Annotated in this window: 16 protein-coding genes and 4 pseudogenes; 12 read left to right on the top strand and 8 right to left on the bottom strand. The window is 59.1% G+C overall.

Annotation, left to right across the window (positions count from 1 at the left end):
• Together ABIB66_RS29435 and ABIB66_RS29430 are read left to right on the top strand one after the other, a co-directional pair.
• Positions 1-3088: family 16 glycosylhydrolase (locus ABIB66_RS29435; protein WP_354256446.1), on the top strand; the 3088-nt coding region annotated here is incomplete at its 5' end.
• A 619-nt stretch (positions 3089-3707) separates the two neighbouring features.
• A complete protein-coding gene (locus ABIB66_RS29430; protein ID WP_354256443.1) occupies positions 3708-4118 on the top strand; it encodes a hypothetical protein in 411 nt (136 codons plus the stop codon).
• A 194-nt stretch (positions 4119-4312) separates the two neighbouring features.
• Here ABIB66_RS29430 and ABIB66_RS29425 read toward each other — a convergent pair.
• A pseudogene (locus tag ABIB66_RS29425) lies at positions 4313-5435 on the bottom strand (IS3 family transposase).
• A gap of 212 nt (positions 5436-5647) precedes the next feature.
• Between ABIB66_RS29425 and ABIB66_RS43665 the strand changes: the two are divergent.
• Positions 5648-6414, top strand: a pseudogene (locus ABIB66_RS43665) (NAD-dependent epimerase/dehydratase family protein).
• A gap of 197 nt (positions 6415-6611) precedes the next feature.
• On the top strand, positions 6612-7931 hold the full coding sequence (locus ABIB66_RS29410; protein WP_354256437.1) for a UDP-glucose dehydrogenase family protein: 1320 nt from the start codon (positions 6612-6614) through the stop codon (positions 7929-7931).
• Positions 7932-8881: 950 nt separating this feature from the next.
• On the opposite strand, the gene ABIB66_RS29405 is transcribed toward ABIB66_RS29410, so the two are convergent.
• The 3 genes from ABIB66_RS29405 to ABIB66_RS29395 form a co-directional block, all read right to left on the bottom strand.
• Positions 8882-9106, bottom strand: coding sequence for a hypothetical protein (locus tag ABIB66_RS29405; protein ID WP_354256434.1), 225 nt, complete (start codon positions 9104-9106; stop codon positions 8882-8884).
• 293 nt (positions 9107-9399) lie between these two features.
• Positions 9400-9600: a hypothetical protein gene (locus tag ABIB66_RS29400; RefSeq protein WP_354129819.1), complete on the bottom strand. Its 201-nt coding sequence runs from the start codon at positions 9598-9600 to the stop codon at positions 9400-9402.
• Positions 9601-10085: 485 nt separating this feature from the next.
• A complete protein-coding gene (locus ABIB66_RS29395; RefSeq protein ID WP_354256432.1) occupies positions 10086-11144 on the bottom strand; it encodes an acyltransferase family protein in 1059 nt (352 codons plus the stop codon).
• Between the two features lie 1930 nt (positions 11145-13074).
• Between ABIB66_RS29395 and ABIB66_RS29390 the strand changes: the two genes are divergently transcribed.
• The 3 genes from ABIB66_RS29390 to fcl all read left to right on the top strand — a co-directional run bounded on the left by ABIB66_RS29390 (position 13075) and on the right by fcl (position 15734).
• Entirely contained in the window at positions 13075-13263 is a 189-nt protein-coding gene (locus ABIB66_RS29390; RefSeq protein ID WP_354256430.1) for a hypothetical protein, read from the top strand.
• 478 nt (positions 13264-13741) lie between these two features.
• On the top strand, positions 13742-14812 hold the full coding sequence (gmd, locus tag ABIB66_RS29385) for a GDP-mannose 4,6-dehydratase (RefSeq protein ID WP_354256428.1): 1071 nt from the start codon (positions 13742-13744) through the stop codon (positions 14810-14812).
• Positions 14793-15734: a GDP-L-fucose synthase gene (fcl, locus tag ABIB66_RS29380; protein WP_354256425.1), complete on the top strand. Its 942-nt coding sequence runs from the start codon at positions 14793-14795 to the stop codon at positions 15732-15734. The genes gmd and fcl overlap by 20 nt, the downstream gene beginning before the upstream one ends.
• A 337-nt stretch (positions 15735-16071) precedes the next feature.
• Here the strand turns inward: fcl and ABIB66_RS29375 are convergent, their stop codons facing one another.
• From ABIB66_RS29375 to ABIB66_RS29365, 3 genes are all read right to left on the bottom strand, one after another.
• Positions 16072-16251 carry a hypothetical protein gene (locus tag ABIB66_RS29375; protein WP_354129814.1) on the bottom strand — a complete coding sequence of 60 codons (180 nt, stop codon included), beginning with the start codon at positions 16249-16251 and terminating at the stop codon, positions 16072-16074.
• Between the two features lie 100 nt (positions 16252-16351).
• Complete coding sequence (locus ABIB66_RS29370) at positions 16352-16555, bottom strand: hypothetical protein (protein WP_354211950.1); 204 nt, start codon at positions 16553-16555, stop codon at positions 16352-16354.
• A gap of 72 nt (positions 16556-16627) precedes the next feature.
• A complete protein-coding gene (locus ABIB66_RS29365) occupies positions 16628-16837 on the bottom strand; it encodes a hypothetical protein (RefSeq protein WP_354211948.1) in 210 nt (69 codons plus the stop codon).
• Positions 16838-17785: 948 nt separating this feature from the next.
• On the opposite strand from ABIB66_RS29365, the gene ABIB66_RS29360 reads away from it, so the two are divergent.
• From ABIB66_RS29360 to ABIB66_RS29340, 5 genes and pseudogenes are all read left to right on the top strand, one after another.
• On the top strand, positions 17786-18802 hold the full coding sequence (locus ABIB66_RS29360; RefSeq protein WP_354256422.1) for an NAD-dependent epimerase/dehydratase family protein: 1017 nt from the start codon (positions 17786-17788) through the stop codon (positions 18800-18802).
• Positions 18803-18824: 22 nt separating this feature from the next.
• Positions 18825-20237 (top strand): mannose-1-phosphate guanylyltransferase/mannose-6-phosphate isomerase, encoded by a 1413-nt coding sequence (locus ABIB66_RS29355; RefSeq protein WP_354256419.1) that lies wholly within the window; start codon positions 18825-18827, stop codon positions 20235-20237.
• Between the two features lie 47 nt (positions 20238-20284).
• Positions 20285-20826 (top strand): annotated as a pseudogene (locus ABIB66_RS29350) (UDP binding domain-containing protein); the annotation flags it as partial.
• A 215-nt stretch (positions 20827-21041) separates the two neighbouring features.
• Positions 21042-21148 (top strand): annotated as a pseudogene (locus tag ABIB66_RS43660) (hypothetical protein); the annotation flags it as partial.
• A gap of 261 nt (positions 21149-21409) precedes the next feature.
• Complete coding sequence (locus tag ABIB66_RS29340) at positions 21410-21853, top strand: hypothetical protein (protein ID WP_354256416.1); 444 nt, start codon at positions 21410-21412, stop codon at positions 21851-21853.
• 137 nt (positions 21854-21990) lie between these two features.
• Here ABIB66_RS29340 and ABIB66_RS29335 read toward each other — a convergent pair whose 3' ends face one another.
• Positions 21991-22332: a VanZ family protein gene (locus tag ABIB66_RS29335; RefSeq protein WP_354256413.1), complete on the bottom strand. Its 342-nt coding sequence runs from the start codon at positions 22330-22332 to the stop codon at positions 21991-21993.
• Positions 22333-22523 lie beyond the last annotated feature (191 nt).

Here is a 22523-nt window from a genome sequence, read left to right as displayed (position 1 = left end):
AAGCGGCGGCGGCAGCCTGGTCAACAACGGCAACGGCACCTGGACCTACACCCCGGCTGCGAACTACAACGGCCCGGTCAGCTTCAACTACACCGCCTCTGATGGCGCGCTGACCGCAAGCTCGACCGCCGGCCTGTCGCTTAGTGCGTCACAAGTATCTCAACCTGCGTCGGGCGGAATCCTCTTCGGCACCATCGGGAATGATGTACTCACCGGTGGCGGTGGTAGCGACATGTTTGTCGTTTCGAAAGGGTATGGATCCGATACGATCAGTGACTTCGACGCTCGCACTGATCTCGTGCGAGTCCAAAACTATGGTTTTGCGACATTCGAGAGCTTCATAGCTGGCGCAAAGCAGGTCGGGGCGGATGTTGTCGTTGCACTGTCGGCAAGCGAGACGCTCACCTTCCAGAGCATCGGCCTTTCTTCTCTCACGGCGGCAAACGTGCTGCTCGATAACCCGCTTGTGGCTAGTGCTGCGCCAAATACCGCGTGGACCACAATTGGAGCCGGCGGAACACTCCTAGGCGGTACGAACAATGACTCGCTTCAAGCAATGGGCGACGGCGTAACGTTGATCGGTGGCGCAGGCGATGACACCTACTTCATGTACAATCATGGTACTCAGGTGGTTGAACTCGCCGGCCAAGGAATTGATACAATTATCACCGGCATGATCGACGGCTATAGTCTCGTCAACGCCCCAAATGTCGAAAACCTGAGGCTCGGCGATAAGTTTGATTCACCTGCGACGGGCAATGATCTGAACAATATTATTGTCGGTAACGCCGGAAAAAATTTGATCGATGGCGGGAAGGGTAACGATGTTCTGACCGGCGGCGCCAGCATCGATACATTCGTGATCCGAGCGGGTAATGGCAATGATGTTATCACTGATTTCCAAGCTGGGGCAGGCGGAGACGTTCTGCAGATTAATGGTACAAGCTTCAAAGCCTTCTCAGATGTCAAGCTGGCCATGCAGCAGGTCGGAACGGACGTGGTTCTGACGTTGGGGAATGGCGAGAAAGTGACGCTTGAGAATACCAAGCTAGAGAACCTTACTACGTCGAATATTAACTTGGTCAATCTTCCGACCGTCTTGGTCCAGACGTTTGGCGACGGTTTCAATTCGCTGTCCGCCGGACAGGATCCTCATCTTACCTGGAAAACGAGTTATGCCTGGAGCGGTGTCGGAAGCTACACGCTTTCTGGCGAACAGGAGGTCTATGTTGATCCAAGTTTCACAGGTCTCCCGGGGACGCAGGCCTCCGGTCCCCTTGGCCTAAACCCGTTTTCGCTCCAGGACGGCCATCTTGTTATTACAGCAGCGCCGGTCCCGTCGACCGACGCGGCTTACGTCGCTAATCATCCGTTCTATTCAGGTGTGATTACGACCGAAAATAGCTTTGTGCAGACCTATGGTTACTTCGAGATGAAGGCTTCGTTGCCTGGCACCAAAGGGGCATGGCCGGCTTTCTGGATGTTGCCGCTTAACACGCACGGGCTCGGTACGGAGTTGGACGTGCTCGAAGCCCTCGGCCGGGATCCCGACCAGGCTCATTGGGGCTTCGTGTCTGCTACGACTTCCAACCAGGGCTATTGGGCCAATACCGCCGACCTAACGGCGGGCGACCACACTTTCGGTGTTGAATGGACGCCGTACACGCTTACCTACTTTGTCGATGGCGTGGAGGTTGGGCAAGTCGCAACCCCTTCAGATATGAACACAGCGATGTACATGATCGCCAATTTGGCGATGGGCGGAAGTTGGGCCGGCAATGCGGATGCTTCAGCCACGGCACAGATGAGCATCGATTACATCAAAGCCTACCAACTGGACGACTACACGCTTGCAAACTACACGCTGAAAACCAGCGAAGCTCCAGTGTTGGGTATCGCCGGAACTGTAGGCGCGGATATTTTGAATGGAACGTCAGGAAATGACCTGCTTGGTGGATCAGGCGGAGCTGACACCATGAATGGCGGTGCGGGTGACGACACGTACCTCGTTATGGACCCCAATGCGAAGGTCATCGAGAGCTACGGTGGGGGTATTGATACGGTCATGTCTTCCGTGAGTCATAAATTGGCTGAGTATGTTGAGAACCTAACTCTCATGGGCTCAGCGGCGATCAGCGGAACCGGAAACTCTCAGTCGAATATCATTGTAGGAAATGATGCCGACAACCTGATCACAGGAGGCTATGGTAACGACATACTAACAGGCGGAGGCGGCAGCGATACCTTCGCCATAAACTCGGGTGACGGATCCGACATCATCACCGACTTTGCAGCAGGCTCATCAGCGGGGCATGATGTCGTCCAACTCAACGGGTTTGCGTTTACCGCGTTCAGCGACATCACAGCGGCAATGGCGCAGGTCGGCGAAGATGTATATTTCGATTTAACTGGCCATGACACCTTGGTCTTTCGCCATACTCTGCTGTCGGATTTCACTGGCGATAACTTCCAGCTGCCAGCGACTTTGCCGGTCGGAGGGACCATCACGTCGTGGGTCAACGGGTCGACCAGCAGCCATTCGGTTTATGGGACGGCTGCCAACGACAAGATCACTGCAGTGAACTCCGACGACACGCTTGTTGGGTGGACCGGAGACGATACATATGTAGTCGGCAACACCAACCAAAAGATCGCCGAAGACGCTGGCGGCGGAATTGATAGTGTCGAAGCGTGGTCGTCTTACACATTGCCGACTAACGTGGAAAACCTAACGTTGATGAAGGGGGGGCTCACCGGCGTCGGCAACGCGTCGGCCAACCGGATGGTGGGTTCAAGTGGGAGCGACGTTCTCAACGGAGCGGCTGGCGACGATTGGCTCTTCGGCGGTGCCGGCAATGACACATTTGTCATCGTGAAAGGAAGTGGTCACGATACGATCGCCGACTTCCACGTGTTTACCAGCACGACCGCAGAACAAGACAAACTGGTTTTGAAAGGGTATGACACCAGCGCCTATCTTACCAATACAGGTGACGAATGGAGTGTCCACTATGCCGGTGGAATCGACACCTTCCATATTGTCGGCGTAAACCAGCTTACATCGTCTGACTACTTGTTTGTGTCCTAAGAATGCCGCTCGCGTGCTTAGCTATTGATGCCCTGAACCGATGAGCTGTCTGGCGGGGCTGGCCCCGAACCAGGCGAACCAAATGAGCGGTCGTTCGGCGCGTGGCCAACGCTTACTCCGGGAGCATTCACTGCGCCTGAGACGCTGTAGGGGAGGGCTGTTTGGTCGCTTGGGTCGCTCCTCACGTTGCGATTGCTCCGATCACACTGATCAGAGTGTGCGGGGAAACCAGGACTCGGTTGGGCCCTGGCGCCGCGAAGCCCGCCGGTGCGGTACCTTGTCCGGGGCTTCTGTTGTTCCTGCAGCGGACGCGGTGCCGGAGGTTCTGGTCGCGCCCCAACTCCCACTGCCATTTGAACCGCCGCGCGCTGATGGCAAGGAGAGTGTAACAATCGGCGCTTTGAAGAAGTCCGGGAGCCTGCTCGATTCGCATGAGCCTGCGGCTTGGTCTGATTGCTTTCAGGGGACGCTGCGAGCTCGGAAAGTGAGTTGCGCATTTGTTGGGCGATTGCCGGTGTTAGCCATACGTTCACCAACTTATCGCCTAGCTAGTGCGCCCTTACCAAACGTTCAATCGCAACCTGCATGCTGACACGCACGGGTCAGAGGATGAACAGCTATGCGAAGCTTGATCAGCGTATTGAGAGCGGGGTTGCTTGTTGCAGTTGTGGCAGGTCCAGCCAGCGCCACCGCAAACTGCCTCCGCGACAACAAGCCCTACAAGCTTGCCGGTGATAGGATCGAGTGGGCGATGAAGATCGCGCCGGGCGCCGACTGCATCCAAGGCCTACGCTGGTCAACAATGCAGATCTACCACGTTGAGGTTGCAGAAGAGCCGAAGAGCGGCGAGCTGGTTCTGGTGGGACCCGGCTTTCGCTATCATGCCAAGCCCGACTTCGCCGGCACGGATAGATTTTCCCTTGTCGTTGTGGGTAAGAACCGTCACGACGAGGGTAAATCGACAGTTGAGATCACAGTATCGAGACCAAGCTCCCCCATTGTTGTTAGCGCAGCCGCTGACGCCCAGTAAGCGCGGCGTCTGATACATACACGCTGCAGAACGGGTAGGTGGAATCTGGATTTTACTGTCCAGCTGGGGTGCGGACTATCGGACTATCGCACTCTCGGCTAGTCCATCTGCAAGCGTTGGATTTGTGGCGTTGTGAGCTGGTCCCGGTTGTCTGAACAGAATCTGCGCATCGATAAGTGGAGCGTCTGCCGGGGTTATGCTGCCAGGCGGAGCGGCAGCGAGGTGAAGTAGGCTTGATCGGGCGTGCTGCCGTCAAGACTCGAATGGGGACGTCTACTGTTATAAAAGTCGAGATATCGGCCGATCGAATTGCGCGCCTCGTTGACGCTATCATAGGCCCGTAGGTACACCTCCTCGTATTTGACGCTGCGCCACAACCGCTCGACGAACACGTTGTCCTGCCATGCGCCCTTGCCGTCCATGCTGATCGCGATGCCGTTGTCGGCGAGCACGCCGGTAAAAGCCTGTCCGGTGAACTGGGAGCCCTGATCCGTATTGAAGATGTCCGGCTTGCCGTGACGAGCCAAGGCATCCTCCAGCGTCTCGACGCAGAAGGCTGCTTCCATGGTGATCGACAGCCGCCACGACAGAACCCGGCGTGTTGCCCAGTCCAGCACCACGGCGAGATAGACGAACCCACTCGCCATCGGGATGTAGGTGACGTCCATCGCCCAGACCTGGTGATCTCCATGCCGCGCAGCAAATACGGATGGATCTTGTGGCCGGGCTCGGGTTTAGTCGTGCGCGGACGGCGATAGAGCGCCTCTATCCCCATCCGCCGCATCAGCGTCTTGACATGCCGGCGGCCGATCTTGCGCCCCTCGGCAGCCAGCAGGCCTCTCAACATTCGCGAACCGGCGAAAGGGAACTCCAGATGCAGCCAGTCGAGACGCCGCATGATCGCGAGATCGGCGTCCGGCACCGGACGCGGCAGGTAATAAACGCTGCCGCGGCTGATCTGCAGAATCTCCGCCTGCTTGGTGATCGACAGATCGTGCTCACGGTCGATCATCGCTTTGCGCTCAGCAATCCCGCCTTGGTGAGCGCTTCTTCTAAAAAATCGTTCTCCAGCGTCAGCTCTCCGATCTTGGCGTGCAGCGACTTCACGTCGATCGCAGGCGCGGCAGGCGACATGCTCCCAGAGCCGAAGACCCCGGAAGCGCCACCCTCCAACTGCGCCTTCCACGCCGTAATCTGATTGGGGTGGACGTCGAACTGCTCGGCAAGCTGAGCTATCGTCCGGTCGCCCTTGACGGCGGCAAGCGCCACCTTCGCCTTGAACGCCGGTGTGTGGTTCCGGCGCGATCGTCTGTTCATGGTCTCTCCTTTTCACGGCGATTATCGCCGCGTTTCAGGCAGAAACTCCACTTATCGTCTTGTTCAAATTTGCGGAGCCGGCTCTTTGTTCGGTTCAGTGCGATCGATTGGCTCTTTCTGGCCAACAGAAAGTGCGCGGTTTATCTCGCGTGTTGGGCCACCCCGAAGTGAGGCCTCCTTTGAAGACGCCCCTCTGAAGGCAGCTCGTCACCGTGGACCGGCGCGAGGTTGATCTGTGCAACCAGGCCGCGGTGTGACGATGCCGCCGACCTTTGCCGCGGCGAGGAAGATCACCTGCGGCCGGGTGATAATTGCCGCCGGGACCGTAGAGATTGGTCGGCATTACGCTGATGAAGTCGCTGCCATGCTGGCTGCGATAGGCTGCGCGCAGAGTTTCATCTACGACAACATCGCCATCGCGGCCCACGTGATCCAGGTCGCGGATTGGAACGGCGCCGAGAAGCTGATGTTTTTGTGTTCGTCCTGCATCTCCCCCCGAAGCTGGCAGCGCAGCCGTTGCGCAAAGATTCCGTGCTGACCGGCCCGCTCGAGCCGACCAACGAGCCCTATGCAAATTGCAAAAATCGCCGGCATTAAGATGGCGGAGGCCCCGAAATGAGCCACGTGGTCGCGGCGCTGATCCGCCGCTTCCACGAGGCCAAGGTGTCGGGCGCGAAGAGTGTCATTGTGTGGGGCACCGGCACGCCGCGGAGAGTTCCTTTATGTCGACGACATGGCGGACGCCTGCGTACACCTGATGAAGATCTATTCAAGTGTCGAGCTGGTCAATATCGGCACTGGCGAAGATATCACGATCGCCGAGTTCGCACGCGTGGTCGCCGAAATTGTGGCTTACAGCGGCGAGATCAGGTTGAATAGCTCGCGGTCCGACGGTACGCCGCGCAAGCTGCTCGACGTCAGCCGCCTCGCCAAGCTCGGCTGGCGCGCGACGACCTCGCTCGAGGACCGGACGGTTTGAAGAGTGCATATGAGGCGCATCTCGTCGCATACGCACAATGCGACAAATGCATGTTCGTAAGGAGTTGGCCGCAATGCCTGTCACGCGCGGCGGGTAAGTGTTTACTGCAACCTGCTCTAATGTTGGGCGTGCGGCCGGATAGAGAAATGTCTAAGATCGGTCACTGAAACGTCCGTTTTCGACGGAAAGAGGTTTTCATGCGCATTGCTATGATCGGCACGGGCTATGTGGGACTGGTGTCCGGGGCCTGCTTTGCGGATTTTGGTCACGACGTCATCTGCGTCGACAAGGACGAGAAGAAGATCGCGGCGCTTCATCGCGGCGAGATCCCGATCTACGAGCCCGGGCTCGATGAACTGGTGGCGACCAACGTCAAGGCGAAGCGGCTGGAGTTCACCACCGATTTGTCCAAGCCGGTCGCGGATGCCGATGCCGTGTTCATCGCGGTCGGCACGCCGTCGCGCCGCGGCGACGGTCACGCCGATCTGTCCTACGTTTATGCCGCCGCGAAAGAGATTGCGCAGTCGCTGTCCGGCTTCACCGTCGTGGTGACCAAGTCGACCGTTCCGGTCGGCACCGGCGACGAGGTCGAGCGCATCATCCGCGAGACCAATCCCAAAGCGGACGTCGTCGTCGCCTCGAACCCTGAGTTCCTGCGCGAGGGCGCGGCGATCCGCGACTTCAAATTCCCCGATCGCATCGTCGTCGGCACCTCCGACGAGCGCGGCCGCAAGGTGATGAGCGATATCTATCGTCCGCTGTCGCTGAATCAGGCGCCGCTGATGTTCACGGAACGCCGCACCGCCGAGATGATCAAATACGCCGCCAACGCCTTCCTCGCGACCAAGATCACCTTCATCAACGAGATCGCGGACCTCTCCGAAAAGGTCGGCGCCAACGTGCAGGAGGTCGCGCGCGGCATTGGCCTGGACAACCGCATCGGCACCAAATTCCTGCACGCCGGCCCGGGCTTCGGCGGCTCGTGCTTCCCGAAGGATACCAAGGCGCTGATCAAGATCGCGCAGGACTACGACGTGAGCTTGCGCATCGTGGAATCCGTGCTGGCGGTCAACGAAAACCGCAAGCGCGCGATGGCGCGAAAAGTGAGCCAGGCGCTCGGCGGCTCGCTGCGCGGCAAGACCATCGCCGTGCTCGGCCTCACCTTCAAGCCCGACACCGACGACATGCGCGATGCGCCGTCGATCCCGCTGGTCACGGGCTTGATCGACATGGGCGCGAAGGTGAAGGCCTTCGATCCCGTCGGCATGGAGCAGGCGAAGACTGAGCTGCCCAGCATCACTTGTTGCGAGGACGCCTATTCCTGCGCGGAAGACGCCGATGTGATCGTGATCGTCACCGAATGGGTCCAGTTCCGCGCGCTCGATCTCGACCGGCTGAAGGCGACCATGGCGCAGCCCGTCATCGTCGACTTGCGCAACATCTACCGCCCCGAGGAGATGGCTGCGGCCGGCTTCGTCTATGAGAGTGTTGGTCGGCCGAGCGGGTCGCGCGATTAGGCAATCGTGGGTCCGTCCAAGAGCGAAACGTGTTTGGCGCTGCACTTCCTCTCGCCCCTTTGTTGAATTTTATAGCCATTCAGCTCGGTTCGGCAGCCTGTATGGCTAACCGCCTCATAAGGGCGCCCAAGCAGTGCTGACGAAAGTTGGTTGCGACGCTAAACAATGAGGGCAGCAAAAAGGGCGCCGGTCGCCATCAGGGCGATTTACCTTCCAAACGCGGACCCCCTCTGGCGCCCGCCAACTTGGCGAGCGGTCGCGATTTACATCAATAGAAGATGCGATCTATTTTCCGCCGATCGGTTGTTCAGGCGACCCAAGCCCGGAACCCGAACTGCCGATCGGCTGGCCGTTTGCGGAGTGGCCGACGCCGACGCCAGGCGCGCTGACAGCACCGGCCGCCGGAGCGGCAGTCTTGTTTCCTGAAAGAGCATTGTTTTGCTCAGATGCGACGGTTGCCTGGGCCGGATTCTGAGAATTGGCCGCGGGGGCGGATGTATTATTCGGAGTGGTTGGGGCTGCGCGCTGCCCATTATTTTGGGGGGTCGCGATGCCTCCTTGGGTGGCCGAGTTCGCGGCCGGCGCACCAGCGTTGAAGTAATTGGTGCTCTTGTTCGGCGTCGCCTGGGTTGCGCTGGGGTTCGAAACGGCTGAGCTAGTATTGCCGGCGGAAGAAGTTCCGGTCGTAGCGGTGGAACCTCCGCCGCTTGATCCCGCGCTTGCAGCACCGCTTGCACCACCGGCGCCGCCACCACCGCCTCCACCTCCTCCACCTCCGCCGCCGCCCCCTTGGGCGAGGGCGGTCGAACTAAGGGCGAGGCAAGTAAGCACGACGACAAATGATCGCTTCATGGCGTGTCTCCTGGGTTTCGAGGACAACCCGCTTCTGAAGGTGATAGTTCCTGAGGTCAGTCTCCGCTCTCTGGGCTATCTCCGCTGCGCCCAGAGTTTTAAAGGGGAGAGTCCGTCGGCTTGACCGGGATATTCCAGGGCCTTTTGCCATTAGCATCACGATCCCACCACCGCTCTTTTAAACCAGCGGCCTCATCGATTTTATCCTTTGCGCGCGCGGCCTTAATCTGGTCTCTGATCGATGTGTCGGCCGGCGAAGCTGGTATCTGAGCTGCGGCGGACGACGAGATGGCGAGTAATGCAACGATAAGAATGATTTTCATGACTTTCGTTAGCATTCTCCGGCCTGACCGTCCGATTTAGTTCACTGCGTTCAGGAGGACGTGGGATTGACAATGTTCGGTTTCCATTGCCGTTGCACCTCGGGAAATAAGGTGTCGCCAAGGAGGTGATGTTTGGCCGCTCAAGGCTACGTGAAACCGAACGCCATTATCCCTTGCCATGACAGCGGCTTTAGCGAAAGGATCATCATAAAGCTGGGGCGGTCAGGCCATACCTCGCCCAGTGGCGCATGATCTTCATTTAGTCAAACCCTGCGCAACCCGGTCGGCTCCGTTCAAGCTGCCCGGTCGAGACACTCGGCGTCCAAATCTGCGATGACATCCTCGAAAGCAGAGATTGTCTGCTGGATGGCAGCAATCTGCTGAAGCTCATCGTCGCCAATCGGGCCGATGCGACTCTGGAGCGCGACGACCATCTCACGGCGCCGCTCTTTCAGCTGAACAAGGGGCAAGCCATGGTCCGGTAGATATCTCATGAGTGCCTCACGGGTGAACGCTCAATCAACATACGCGAGACAGCTGAAAGGTAGTTCAAAAACTTCCATCGAACTTTATAGGTCTGGTTTACTCGCCTCGGGAGTGCTCTCCGCTCAGTCGACGCAGCTTCTTGCGGCAGAAACGCGATGAGCTCTCATCTTTGTAGAGGACGGTTCGCATCTGCCGTGCTCGGCGGCGAACAGCGCTAACCAGTCGGCCTAGGCCGCGCCGGTGCTTAGGGCGCTCACCTGTTCCTCGGCCAAGCTAACGAGCAAAGCCAACTCCTCGGGAGTCCAATCGCCTGGTCGTCCTTCAAAACCCACGCGCGTCCATACCTGGCGGGCCCAACCCAAGATAATTCGGTATTAACGGCTGCTCATCATCACATGGAGCCATGGTCTAAACCGGGCTGCAAGCTTCCCTCAGGGAAGCTGCCGCTCCGGTGAAGGGGATACTGGCCTGGAATAAGGAAGCATCGCTCTCTTCAAGGAGGTGGAATCTTCCAAGGGGCCGTCTTGTATCGAAGTGCGGGACGTTCGATTGCCCACCAGGACAAATAGCCAGCGAGGTAAGCTGCGGAAAGACTTCCAAAAAATATGAGGCTCCAAGATGCGTCAGGCCCAACTCCGGCCCTCATCAATTGTTCGGCGGGCCAGCCATAGAGATATGTTCCGAAGGAAATGTCTCCTACTTGTCTCAGTGTCGGAAGGTTCAGCCGCTGTGATGTCGCGATTAGGAGGATGACAGGTGCGCCGGCTAAAGGAAATACCTGCAACATTGCGTTGTAGCGGTAGGCCACACAGAGGGTGAGAAGTGCAGCGACCATGCTGGCGATGCGGAAAACTGGGTCCTTGTCCTGAAGTTTGAGAGCGGAAAATGCCGCACCTGCGAAAAACGCAGGAGCCACCAGGAAGAAATCACTAATGGTTGCGGAATTTGGCGTCAATCCAACGACTGATATCAGCACCATACTCACGCAGATCAACACGAGAACCCCAGCGTTGAGCGCTCCGAAAAGCCCTAGTAGGCCAAGTAAAACGTAACAGGCTAGTTCGTGAAAAATTGTCCACAGTGACCCGTTGATCATGCCTCCCAGCCAGCCGCTCGGCTCGTCATACAATGTGACGGAGGGCATACCCGGCGGCTTGCCTGGCCACCACAGATTTCCAAGGAAGTACCGGATGCCTTCTGATGATGTGAAGAAGCTTACCGTGCTCTTGGAACTGAAGATCGGCCCGATAACGAAAGCGCTGATGGCGAGACAAACGGCGAGGGCAGGATAGATCCTGAGAAACCGTCGCCAAAAGTAGTTGAGCACAGATGGTGAATTGAGAAGGCTCAGTGTTACCAGAAATCCGCTAATGAAGAAGAATGTGAATACGCCATAGATACCCAGAATATTGCCTTCACCTAAAAGTTTCACCAGCGGCTCGGCGTTCTCGTCGCCGTTGGCGATGAGGAACGCATGAGAGAAAATGACGGAACTCGCAGCAATCAGTCTAATCAAATTGAAGTTCGGATAGTCCAGACGTTGAGTGGCCAACCCGCAACCCTCTATGCTCACAAATTCTCGCGGCTTTTTGGCCGAGCGGTTAGCGCCTACTCAAGCATATTGCTTCATCGGATGTAGATGGATTGTCCTCAGGGCTGGCGGCCAGGTCCCTTCAAGGGACTGATCCAGTTGCGTCGCGCTGAAGGTTGTTCGTCACACAGCTATGGCAGATGATCAGCTTTGCAGTTAGTCTGCGATCGTTTTCGGCCTCAATGCCGTCATGGACGACCCACCATGCCTCCGAGTATGGCCGGATGGTCGCCATAGCCCTCTCGCGCTCACCGTTCGTATCTTTCACAGTGCTGACCGAAGCGCCAGACGGATGGCGACGGGAATGTTAGGATTGTGACCAGGTCCGTCAGAAGCCAAAGGGCCTTTATGGGGTATCGGCCTTGCAGCACAGCCGACCAGCAAGGCAAAGGCACACAGAACTATGATTTGCTTGCGCATATGGGACTCGTTGCCTGCGGCACGAGTCACTAGGTTCCGTACGCGGAACCTGGCCGATTTGCTTACCGCATCCTTAACGTGTTCAGCCCTCGGAGCCTTCTCTTCGCTTGGGCGGTGGCGTCTCAGGGGCAGCGCCGTCTGCGGCCGCTGTTCGAGAGTGCCAATCCAAGGCATTCCTGACCGTGTAGATTTCCGCAAAACGCTGAGTTCTGGCGGGATGCCCGGTTGGATGCGTCGTTTCAATGCCCTTTGTCGGACAAGCGCTTAGCGGCCTGTAGCGCAGGATGCGATGCCGTTGCATATCCCACGACCCTTTGAGGTGCCGAGTGCCGGCAGTCACTCGACCGCCGATCGAGCATTGATCGCGTGAAAAGATTAGGCCTGAATGGCGTGATCGATGCTCTTACCCCCTGGGAGTTGAAGGGAACGATAGAAGCGGCACAACCCCGGGGCATTGCGGGACCGTGTGTGGCTGAGGTGAAGCTTCAGTTCATGGCCGTCGCACTTCGGAGATGGGGGCCGGCCTAGGGCGACTTTTACTCCCTCGGCCAGATTGATCGGGCTGACGTCCCACAGCTCCTTGGCGATCGCTAGGGACGCTATCTGCAGATTTGCCCCCATGCTCTCTCGTCACCGCGTCGGTGCAGGGCTTGGTGAGCTTCGCAGGCATGAGTTTGACGGTCCGAAATCGGCAGCCATCCGAGGTCAAAACCATCCCATGATAGTCGACGGTTGCATCCTCCAGGCGTTCCAGATGGTAGTTTTTTTGTGGAGGCGCCCTGCTCAATAAGGCAATCGACGTAGATAGTGGCTCGATCGCTCGCTTTCTCTCCGCGACGTCTTCGAACACGAGTGCGACGAGCCAAACGATAGTTTTGCGGCTGGCTTCCCTGGATTGCAATACGTGCGGTACCGCCAGATTTGAAGTTTGTTTTTTCCGCCAGGAGATCTATGCCGTCGCCCACACTCCGGCGCTTGTTTCGCCGCTGCTCTGTCAGCACCACGTTCTCTATTGCGTTCGACGCTCCTGCATCCGAGCCACAGCGCTTGGGTAGAAGAGAGCTGCTTTCAAACCCTCGTCAGTTCCGATCGACGGGCCTTGGTGGCAGAGCAAATGCAACGCTCCCGGAGTTCACGTTAAGGGAAGTCTTGCCCCGGCTCTTGCACACGGGGCTTCAGCTTCCCGCGTAGCAGGCATCCCCTTAAGGTTGATCAGTGAGGTTAATTGCAACGAGCATTTGTGCCTCTGTGCAGAGAACGATATGTCCTTCCCTTAAGGCAGGGACAAATGCTTGATAGGACAGAGCAGGCCATCGCGCGAACTGACCGGCGCCAGGCCAGCGATTACTTAGCTCCGATACTCTTCTTCGGCCTCGCGGGCTTGGCTATGATCGCGTGGATCTCTGCAATCGGACGGATAAGCTGGTGCTTCACCCTCTGGCTGCTTTTTTGAAAACGACGTTGATTGCACATGGACTATTTCCGCAGCCTGTCGGACTACTTCCTCATCCAAATGTACGAAACATTCAGCGCGAACTACACGTCGCCCTCTCGCGCGGTACCCGCCTGGTTGGCGATGCCGCCCAACGCGCTGATGAGCTTCGTCGCGAGATCGACCGACGCGGTCTTTTCTGCAAGCCGATCGAGTGGCCAGTCTTGAAAGACGGCTTGACCTCCTGAAAGTGAACTGCACCTGACCATATCAAACGGCTGGGACCTCGAGCGGGACTTTACCCCTAGCGGGCGAGTGTCCGTCTGGAGCCGTCATCGTCTGAGCGGGTGCACAGGGTAAGCGACGCGGCCAACCGCCCTTTCCATGTTTGGAGCGGATAAAATGCGGTCCGCAGACTAGCTTCCTCCCATCAAATCAGCCGGCTGTTTTTGATCGCGCGAATGCCCGGCGGCGCTTTGCGTTGCACCCACCCCAATCTGCCTTCGTCGTCCGATGCCTGTCTCAACGTGGGAGGAGAGACTGCCCCCTGTTTCGCCGCGCGAGGCCATGTTTTGGTTGACCGGGCTGCCCGATATGTCCAGAGAAGGGTGGTCCCCCCGGGATTCACTTGATTGGGGTTCTTTAGAAGGCGATCGCAGCGTCTGACTGCCGCCAGGAACTTGGAATAGGAACAGGGCATTTCGACATGAGTGAGCGGATCGCTCTCATCACCGGCGTGACCGGACAGGACGGCGCCTATCTCGCTGAATACCTGCTGTCGCTCGGCTACGTCGTGCACGGCATCAAGCGGCGGTCGTCCTCGTTCAACACCGCGCGGGTCGATCATCTCTACCAGGACCCTCATGTCGGTAACGTGCCGTTCCTGATGCACTACGGCGACATGACGGACTCGAGCAATCTGATCCGCCTGGTGCAGCAGATCCGGCCGACCGAGATCTACAATCTCGCCGCCCAGAGCCACGTCGCCGTCAGCTTCGAGAGCCCGGAATACACGGCCAATGCCGACGGTGTCGGCGTACTCCGCCTGCTGGAAGCGATCCGCATCCTCGGCATGGAGAAGGAGACGCGGTTCTACCAGGCGTCGACCTCGGAGCTCTACGGCCTCGTTCAGGAGATCCCGCAGAAGGAGACCACGCCGTTCTATCCGCGCTCGCCCTACGGCGTGGCAAAACTCTACGGCTACTGGATCACGGTGAACTACCGCGAAGCCTATGGCATGTTCGCGAGCAACGGCATCCTGTTCAATCACGAGAGCCCGATCCGCGGCGAGACGTTTGTGACCCGCAAGATCACGCGCGCTGTCGCCCGTATCGAGGTCGGGCTGGAGGAGACGCTCTATCTCGGCAATCTCGAAGCCAAGCGCGACTGGGGCCACGCGCGCGACTACGTCGAGGGCATGCACAAGATCCTGCAAGCCGACAAGCCGGACGATTTCGTGCTCGCCACCGGCGAGATGCACTCGGTGCGCGAGATGGTCGAGCTATCGTTCGCCCAGCTCGGCCGCCGCATCGCATGGCGCGGGGCAGGCGTCGAGGAGACCGGCGTCGATATCAAGACCGGCAAGACAGTGGTGAAGATCGATCCGACCTATTTCCGCCCCACCGAGGTCGATCTCCTCGTCGGCGACGCCAGCAAGGCGCGCGAGGTGCTCGGCTGGACGCCAAAGCGGAGCTTTGCAGAGCTCGTCGCAGAGATGATGGCGAGCGATCTGGCGGTCGCAAAACGGGACGCGACGAGTGGCAAACGCTCGGTTTGAGCTGACAGGCAAGAGTGTCTACGTAGCAGGCCATCGCGGCATGGTCGGCAGCGCGCTTGCGCGCCGGCTCGAACGGGAGGACGTCAGGCTCGTCACCGTGGACCGGGGCGAGGTTGATCTGTGCAACCAGGCCGCAGTGTTCGACTGGTTCGCGAGGACGCGGCCGCAGGTGATCTTCCTCGCCGCGGCAAAGGTCGGCGGCATCGTCGCCAACAATACGCTGCGCGCCGAGTTCATCTACGACAACATCGCGATCGCGGCAAACGTGATCCAGGCCGCGCATCGGAACGGCGCCGAGAAGCTGATGTTCTTGGGGTCGTCCTGCATCTACCCGAAGCTGGCGGCGCAGCCGTTGCGCGAAGATTGCGTGCTGACCGGCCCGCTCGAGCCGACCAACGAGCCCTATGCAATTGCAAAAATCGCCGGCATTAAGCTGGCGGAGGCCTATCGCAGCCAGTATGGCAGCGACTTCATCAGTGTAATGCCGACCAATCTTTACGGCCCCGGCGACAATTATCACCCCGAAGTGAGCCACGTGGTCGCGGCGCTGATCCGCCGCTTCCACGAGGCCAAGGTGTCGGACGCGAAGCGTGTCATTGTGTGGGGCACCGGCACGCCGCGGCGCGAGTTCCTTTATGTCGACGACATGGCCGATGCCTGCGTGCATCTGATGAAGACCTATTCGAGTCCCGAGCTGGTCAATATCGGCACGGGCGAGGACATCACCATCGCCGACTTCGCGCGGGTCGTCGCCGAAACCGTCGGTTACGACGGCGAGATCAGTTTCGACAGCTCGCGGCCCGACGGCACGCCGCGTAAGCTGCTTGACGTCAGCCGGCTCGAAGGGCTCGGCTGGCGCGCGACGACCTCACTTGATGATGGCTTGAAGCGCGCATATGCCGCTTACCTGGCGAATTTGTAGGCTCCAGGGAGCGGCCAAGGCCTATCGTCCCGGCTCGTGCCGCCTTCTCTGCGGCATCAGTGATGCGGTTCTGCGATTTGGCGTCAATCCGCTCCGACAGTTCCAGCGAGCGACGGCGATCCGTCGGTCAGAACATCTCGCGCCGTGAGCATAATAATTTTTAGCTCGTCTTCCGAGGATCAACGGTCGGGGGATTTGTCCGTGCCTCCGCGCGCCACTTCTGCCGACAAGCCTACAAGGGATGTGCGTGTCAGTGCATCGGCTCGAGAATGACCGCGTATACCCCCAGAACGATGTGATCGGATGAACCTGCGATTCGCAGATGCTATCCACCATGCTAATCAACAATGCAGGCGACCAGGAAGCGAACTGGCTGCCAAGCAATCCACCCGATCGCCCCCAACCAAACAATCGTAGCTAGGGCGGCTACAGCACCGAAGGCGAGGGGAAAGACCAGATCGAACAGCCAGCGCGGCTCGTGGGTATCTGCGGTTTGATCCGCGGTTCTATCTGACATTCGGATTTCCTCTGGTCGAGGTCATACCGAATTTCCCGTGTTTCACGAAGCGTATGCTGAGGTTAACCTGACCAGTAAACCTTAACGGCCACGCCCCTTCTCAAGGGATTTGGCGCTGCACAACAGAATTCTCTGGCAAGTTCGACGAATCATCACCAATTTGGCACTGACTAAGGCATGGATGCAGCATGGGCGATGCGCTGCTGATCAGCTTGGCATTGTGGGGCATGACCGTCTGCGCGGCGGTAAAGTTGGTTGCGCTGATGGTGTAACGTTTTGCCGAAGGCGAGGCGAACGTTGGCATCTCACTTCCAGATCGTCCATCGGATCGCTGCGACAACTACCGGCCGAATTCACCTTACTAGTCATCAGTCGCTCAGCTTTTAGGGCGTGTTTGTGCAGGGGCGTTTCTGGCGCGACCGAACATCAGCCCCAGCAGGTTGGCGCGATTGCGAATTGCCTTCTGTGTTCGATCCAGGGCTGCCGCAACTTCGTTGGCTCGGTAGCCGCGACCGATCATTTCGCGCAACTGCCGCTCGTCTTCAGGGGTCCAAAGCTTTATGATCGGATAGCGGTCTTTGCCCATCCCGAGCTTCCTGCTGTTCTCCATCAAATGCTGGGAGCGATACTAGTTCCCTGACGGCTACTTTCTTCAAGAGACGGCGGGCCACCTCGCAGGATGGCGGGCTCAAAATTGAGCGGGCTTGATGTCGGATGCCCGGTTGCGATCCAATCTGCCTTTCAAGCCAACGACGATGCCCAAGGATGTCCTCGAACCGTATGCGATGCTCGATGTGCTTCACACGAAGATAGCTCCATCGGGCACCCCGAGGACGCATTCAAGTGGACCACCCTGAGCGGTCGCGGCGTTCCGACCGACAAAGGTGCACGTCTCCTGAGCACGCGCGCGGCGATCCAAGATCGCGAGCGACTATTGCAACAGCAGCTCCAGCCTATAGCGAAGCGGTGAATGACTCGATGCCGGCTTGCCTAGGTCGAGCCGTAGGTTTATCGATTTTCAAAGCTCCTGGCACCCTCATCGAGGTTGGTGCCTGCTGCTGGATATCCCCTATCAGGCGTGTTCATTGCCTCTGTTCTTTTTACCTGTTAGCTATCTTGAAATTGCCTGGTATTTTTGGTGGACGAGCATCGTGACTCGTAAGTTTTTCCAAGCTTTTCGGGTCTTTCGACTTGGATAGGCCCCCAAATCCGTGCCATGCTTTCACTGTTCATTTCCCTGTTTGCAGGGAGCGGGACCCAGCTGACGCGATGTCCGGTGAGATGTTGAGCTTGGTCGCAACCGAGATAGGAGCATGATCGGCAGCTTGGATGGGGGAGGGTCACTGCTTGCGCAACGGCGGGCATTTGTCGGCGTTCAGGCGAGGGCAAGAGGTATACTCGGATCGTGCTGGTCTCGATCTGGCGCTCACGATAGCCAACGCTGGCAAAGCGACATTTCGCCTTCGATTGGCCGCTCAAGCGGGTATTCTGTCTCTCATGTCTTGCTCTGGCATTGCTTCGCGGAATGAACAAAATGACAACGTCACCGCCCGTGATGGTGACCGGCGCTGCCGGCTTCATCGGCATGCATGTCTGTGAGCGCCTGCTGGCGCGCGGGGAGCGAGTTGTCGGCATCGACGCGATAACGCCTTACTATGATCCGGCGCTAAAGCGCGCTCGCCTCGAGACGCTCAAGCAAGATGCCTTCACATTCCGCGAGATCGACCTTGCAGACTTTGCGGCGGTGACGCGTGTGTTCGACGAGGTCGCGCCCGACCGCGTGGTCCACCTTGCGGCGCAGCCCGGCGTGCGCGCCTCGATCGACGATCCCATCACCAGCATCCGCGCCAATTGTGATGGCTTCGTCACCGTGCTCGAAGCCGGCCGGCGCCATGGTCTGGCGCATCTCGTCTACGCCTCGTCCAGCTCCGTGTACGGCGCCAATCGCACCTTGCCGTATTCGACCGAGCATTCGGTCAATCATCCGGTTAGCCTCTACGCCGCGAGCAAGAGGGCCAACGAGCTGATGGCGCACACGTTCGCACATGTTCACAAGCTGCCGGTGACCGGTCTTCGCTTCTTCACTGTCTATGGTCCATGGGGCCGGCCCGACATGGCCGCCTGGCTCTTCACGCGCGCGATCTTTGCGGGTGAGCCGATCAAGCTTTTCAATGATGGACATATGTGGCGCGATTTCACCTATGTCGACGACATCGTCGAGGGCGTGATCCGCACCCTCGATCGCCCCGCGACGCCGAATCCCGCGTGGAACGCCGAGCAGCCGGAAAACTCGTCGAGCTATGCGCCGTATCGCCTCTACAACATCGGCAACAACCGCTCGGTCAATTTGATCGAGTTCGTTGAGACACTGGAGAAGATCATCGGCAAGCCCGCGATCCGCAAGCTTCTGCCGATGCAGGCTGGCGACGTCCTCGAGACGCGCGCCGATATTTCGGCCCTGCAAGGCGATGTCGGCTTCGCGCCCTCGACGCCACTGGCGGATGGCTTGGGCCGCTTTGTCGAATGGTATCGAAATTATCACCGCGTATAATTCCCTCTTGAGCAGCTCACACGTGTGCCAAAAAATTATCCCCCTGATCATGTGCGGCGGTGCCGGAACGCGGCTGTGGCCGGCTTCGCGCGAGGTGCGCCCCAAGCAGTTCCTGCCGCTGTTCGGCACGCGCTCGACCTTCCAGGACACGCTGTTGCGCGTCTCGGAGGCCTCGCTGTTCGATCGCCCGATCGTCATCACCAATGCGTCCTATCGCTTCATGGTGCTGGAGCAGCTCGCCGAGATCGGCATCGAGGCCGACGTGATCCTCGAGCCGATGCGGCGCGATTCCGGTCCTGCGATCGCAGCCGGCGCTGTGTTCGCGCGGAACCGCGCCAGTGAGGCGATCGTGCTCGCGCTCGCCGCCGACCACGTGGTGCAGGACAATGCCGCCTTCGTCGCAGCGTGCCGCCAGGGCCTCACCGCCGCGAGCGCCGGGCGTATCGTCACGTTCGGCGTCAAGCCGGAGCGGCCGGCGACCGAATACGGCTATATCAGCCCGGGCGATGTCATCTCCGGCGAGGTGCACGCGGTCGCGCGCTTTGTCGAGAAGCCGGATGCGGTGAAGGCGGCCGACTACCTCAATTCCGGCTATCTCTGGAACGGCGGCAACTTCATGTTCCCGGCAAGCGTCCTGCTCGACGAATACCGCAAGGTCGATGCGGCGAGCGTGGAGACCATCTCCAATGCCGTGACCAACGCCGGCCGCGATCTCGGCTTCGTGACGCTGGAGCCCGAGGCGTTCGGCGTGGCCAAGGCGATCTCGATCGACTATGCGGTGATGGAGAAGACCGCGCGCGCAGCGGTCGTGCCGGTGGCGTGCGGCTGGTCCGACGTCGGCTCCTGGCACGCAGTGTGGGAATTGTCGGACAAGGACGCGCAAGGCAATGCTTCGCATGGCAGTGCGGTGTTCGAGGATAGCCGCAACTGCAACGTCACCACAGACTCTGCGCTGGTCGCGCTCGAAGGCGTCGACGATCTCATCGTGGTGGCGACCGCGGACGCAGTGCTGGTCTCGCGTCAGAAGGATGCCAACGGGCTCAAGCGGCTGGTCACAAAACTCAAGGCGGTCGCACCGAAGGTCACCGAGGAGCACCTCAAAGTGCATCGGCCCTGGGGCAGCTACCAATCGGTCGACAATGGCGAGCGCCATCAGGTCAAGCGCATCGTGGTGAAGCCGGGCGGGCGGCTGTCGCTGCAGAAGCACCATCATCGCGCCGAGCACTGGATCGTCGTCCGCGGCACAGCCCGCGTCACCGTCAACGAGACCGTCAAAAGCGTGCACGAGAACGAGTCGATCTACATCCCGATGGGCGCGGTGCACCGGATGGAGAACCCCGGTAAAATCATGCTGGAACTGATCGAGGTCCAGACTGGAAGCTATCTCGGGGAAGACGACATCATCCGGATTGAAGACGATTATCAGCGCTGCTGAGGGGGTAAGCCGTTTCGACAGAGCGGGTCCGCCCCTGTGCAGGGTACACCAAGGCGCTGATCAAGATCGCGCAGGACTACGACGTGTCATCATCGAATCCGTGCTGGCGGTCAATGAGAACCGCAAGCGCGCGATGGCCCGCAAGGTCAGCCAGGCGCTCGGCGGCTCGCTGCGCGGCAAGACCATCGCCGTGCTCGGTCTCACCTTCAAGCCCGATACCGACGACATGCGCGATGCGCCGTCGATCCCGCTGGTGACTGGCCTGATCGACATGGGCGCGAAGGTGAAGGCCTTCGATCCCGTCGGCATGGAGCAGGCGAAGAGCGAGCTGCCCAGCATCACTTATTGCGAAGACGCCTATTCCTGCGCGGAAGGCGCCGATGCGATCGTCATCGTCACCGAATGGGTCCAGTTCCGTGCGCTCGACCTCGACCGGCTGAAGGCGACCATGGCGCAGCCCGTCATCGTCGACTTGCGCAACATCTACCGCCCCGAGGAGATGGAAGCGGCCGGGTTCGTCTATGAGAGCGTTGGACGTCCGAGCGGGTCTCGCGGTGAGGCAATCGTGGGCCGCTCCCTCCCAAGGTGAGGGCCTCTTCCCTGCGCTTCCTCCCGCTTTTTATCAACTGTTTCCCGTTTGGCTTGATCCTTTTGACACTGATCGCAGACTATGGCGCTCATGATGATGGGCACACGCGCCAAGCAGCGTTGCGTCGCGCCGATAAGCAATAAGGCCGCAATGAAGCGGCCGCCGCTTGGTCCATCGGGTCGGTCAGTACCTCCAAGGCACCGCGGTACTCCCATGCGGAAAAGCGTCGCGCCTTCTACGAGTATCATGAGCCCTGAATGGAGCCGCCTTCACCGATGGCCGCCACATCGGTGCCATGCTGGACCGCAACGGCCTTGGGCCGCGCGCTATGTAGTGTTCAGCTACCAATGGGCGTGGGGCGACGCTCAAATCGTACCCTCGTCATCCTGGGACATGGTTGCTCCGCTCAAGCTGCCCGATCGAAGCATTGGCGTCGAGATCTGGGATGACATCCTCGAAAGCTGTGATCCTGTTATGAATGGCGGCAATTTTCTAAAGCTCATCGTAGCTGATTGGGCCGATGCGGTCCTGAGCGCGACGACCATTTGGCGGCGCCGCACTTTCAGTTGGAAAGCGGCAAGCCATGTTCGGGGAGATATCTCATCCGCTGTCAGGCGGCGCCGCGGCCTCGACGCAGCGATCCACTGTTGACTTAAATAATAAATTGTCATTTAATATTTCGACTTTAAATACCAAAAGTAATGGTGAAGTTAAAGGCCGTGCGGCGGCCAAATTTGGAGTAAGTCAATTGCGCGTGCTTGCGATCGCTTTGATTGCATTCGGTTTGCACACCGAAGCCCAAGCTCAATACGCGGCAAGGAAGGAGCCAGATCTTGCCGGTCCTTGCACATATACCATTCGAGCTTCTGCTTACGAAATTCCCGCCGACGGCCACCTGTGTTGGCGCGCACCAGCGCCGTATTACTCCGAATACGCGCTGTTGCGCTGCGCGCCACCCTATGGTCTTCAGGAGCTCACCTTGGTAAAGCGCGCGGATTCCCGATGTAGCCGATACGAGTTGCGCTAATAATGGCGGTCACCTGCAACACGCGGTGATAACGCCAGACGCCAATAGAGCAGTCGGCGCCTGAGCGGCGGCCCGGTAACCCTGGCTGCTTGCACATCATTCCAGAAGGCAGACAAAGAACGGTCGACCGGCTTCCCTCAGGCTTCTGCTCGAAGTAGCAGTTGAGCCAGTCTCGCAATACTGGCTCCGGCTACGCCTCCCGCGATCTTCTCTCCGGCGTCGGCGATGTGGCCGTGCCGATCTGGCGTCAAATGCTGCAGCAATTCGAGCGCGCTTGCCACGACGAGGACTAGAGTTATGACGCGTAGGAAATGTTGAGGGTAGGCCATGACGAAAAGTGTGCCAAGCAGGCCATAAGCGAGGAACCGCTCGATACCTGCGGAACCGGTACCTGGACGCATCCCGACGGGCGACATTGTTGCGAAGATAATAAAGCCTAGGACGCACCAGGCCGCCAAAATGATCAGTTTGCGAAACATAGCACATCGAATACTGCCTTCCGCGGCTTACGGCGAGTCCCGCGGCTGGGGTGCGCGGCCTTTGCCGGCCGAATGGAATTGGCCTGCGCCGTTGCAAAGTATCCCGCATTGGCGTCCCAGTCGAGCGCTGCAGCGCGCAATGGGCTTGCGGATTGCAAGGGCGTAATGCCGGACTTGGTGGCTATGGAGCC

It is taken from the genome of Bradyrhizobium sp. F1.13.3 (assembly GCF_040548265.1).
Taxonomy (GTDB): Bacteria; Pseudomonadota; Alphaproteobacteria; order Rhizobiales; family Xanthobacteraceae; genus Bradyrhizobium.
Note: the sequence above shows the minus strand (reverse complement) of the source record. Positions and strands in the feature narration are given on the sequence as shown.

What these genes read in the sequence shown, in the direction of transcription:
- ABIB66_RS29365 (WP_354211948.1), bottom strand. Translation starts at nt 16,837, where the DNA reads ATGGGCAAAGACCGCTATCCGATCATAAAGCTTTGGACCCCTGAAGAC.
- ABIB66_RS29400 (WP_354129819.1), bottom strand. Translation starts at nt 9,600, where the DNA reads ATGAGATATCTACCGGACCATGGCTTGCCCCTTGTTCAGCTGAAAGAG.
- ABIB66_RS29360 (WP_354256422.1), top strand. Translation starts at nt 17,786, where the DNA reads ATGACAACGTCACCGCCCGTGATGGTGACCGGCGCTGCCGGCTTCATC.
- ABIB66_RS29405 (WP_354256434.1), bottom strand. Translation starts at nt 9,106, where the DNA reads ATGAAAATCATTCTTATCGTTGCATTACTCGCCATCTCGTCGTCCGCC.
- ABIB66_RS29335 (WP_354256413.1), bottom strand. Translation starts at nt 22,332, where the DNA reads ATGTTTCGCAAACTGATCATTTTGGCGGCCTGGTGCGTCCTAGGCTTT.
- ABIB66_RS29370 (WP_354211950.1), bottom strand. Translation starts at nt 16,555, where the DNA reads ATGCCAACGTTCGCCTCGCCTTCGGCAAAACGTTACACCATCAGCGCA.
- ABIB66_RS29410 (WP_354256437.1), top strand. Translation starts at nt 6,612, where the DNA reads ATGCGCATTGCTATGATCGGCACGGGCTATGTGGGACTGGTGTCCGGG.
- gmd (WP_354256428.1), top strand. Translation starts at nt 13,742, where the DNA reads ATGAGTGAGCGGATCGCTCTCATCACCGGCGTGACCGGACAGGACGGC.
- ABIB66_RS29430 (WP_354256443.1), top strand. Translation starts at nt 3,708, where the DNA reads ATGCGAAGCTTGATCAGCGTATTGAGAGCGGGGTTGCTTGTTGCAGTT.
- ABIB66_RS29390 (WP_354256430.1), top strand. Translation starts at nt 13,075, where the DNA reads ATGGACTATTTCCGCAGCCTGTCGGACTACTTCCTCATCCAAATGTAC.
- ABIB66_RS29375 (WP_354129814.1), bottom strand. Translation starts at nt 16,251, where the DNA reads ATGTCAGATAGAACCGCGGATCAAACCGCAGATACCCACGAGCCGCGC.
- ABIB66_RS29340 (WP_354256416.1), top strand. Translation starts at nt 21,410, where the DNA reads ATGTTCGGGGAGATATCTCATCCGCTGTCAGGCGGCGCCGCGGCCTCG.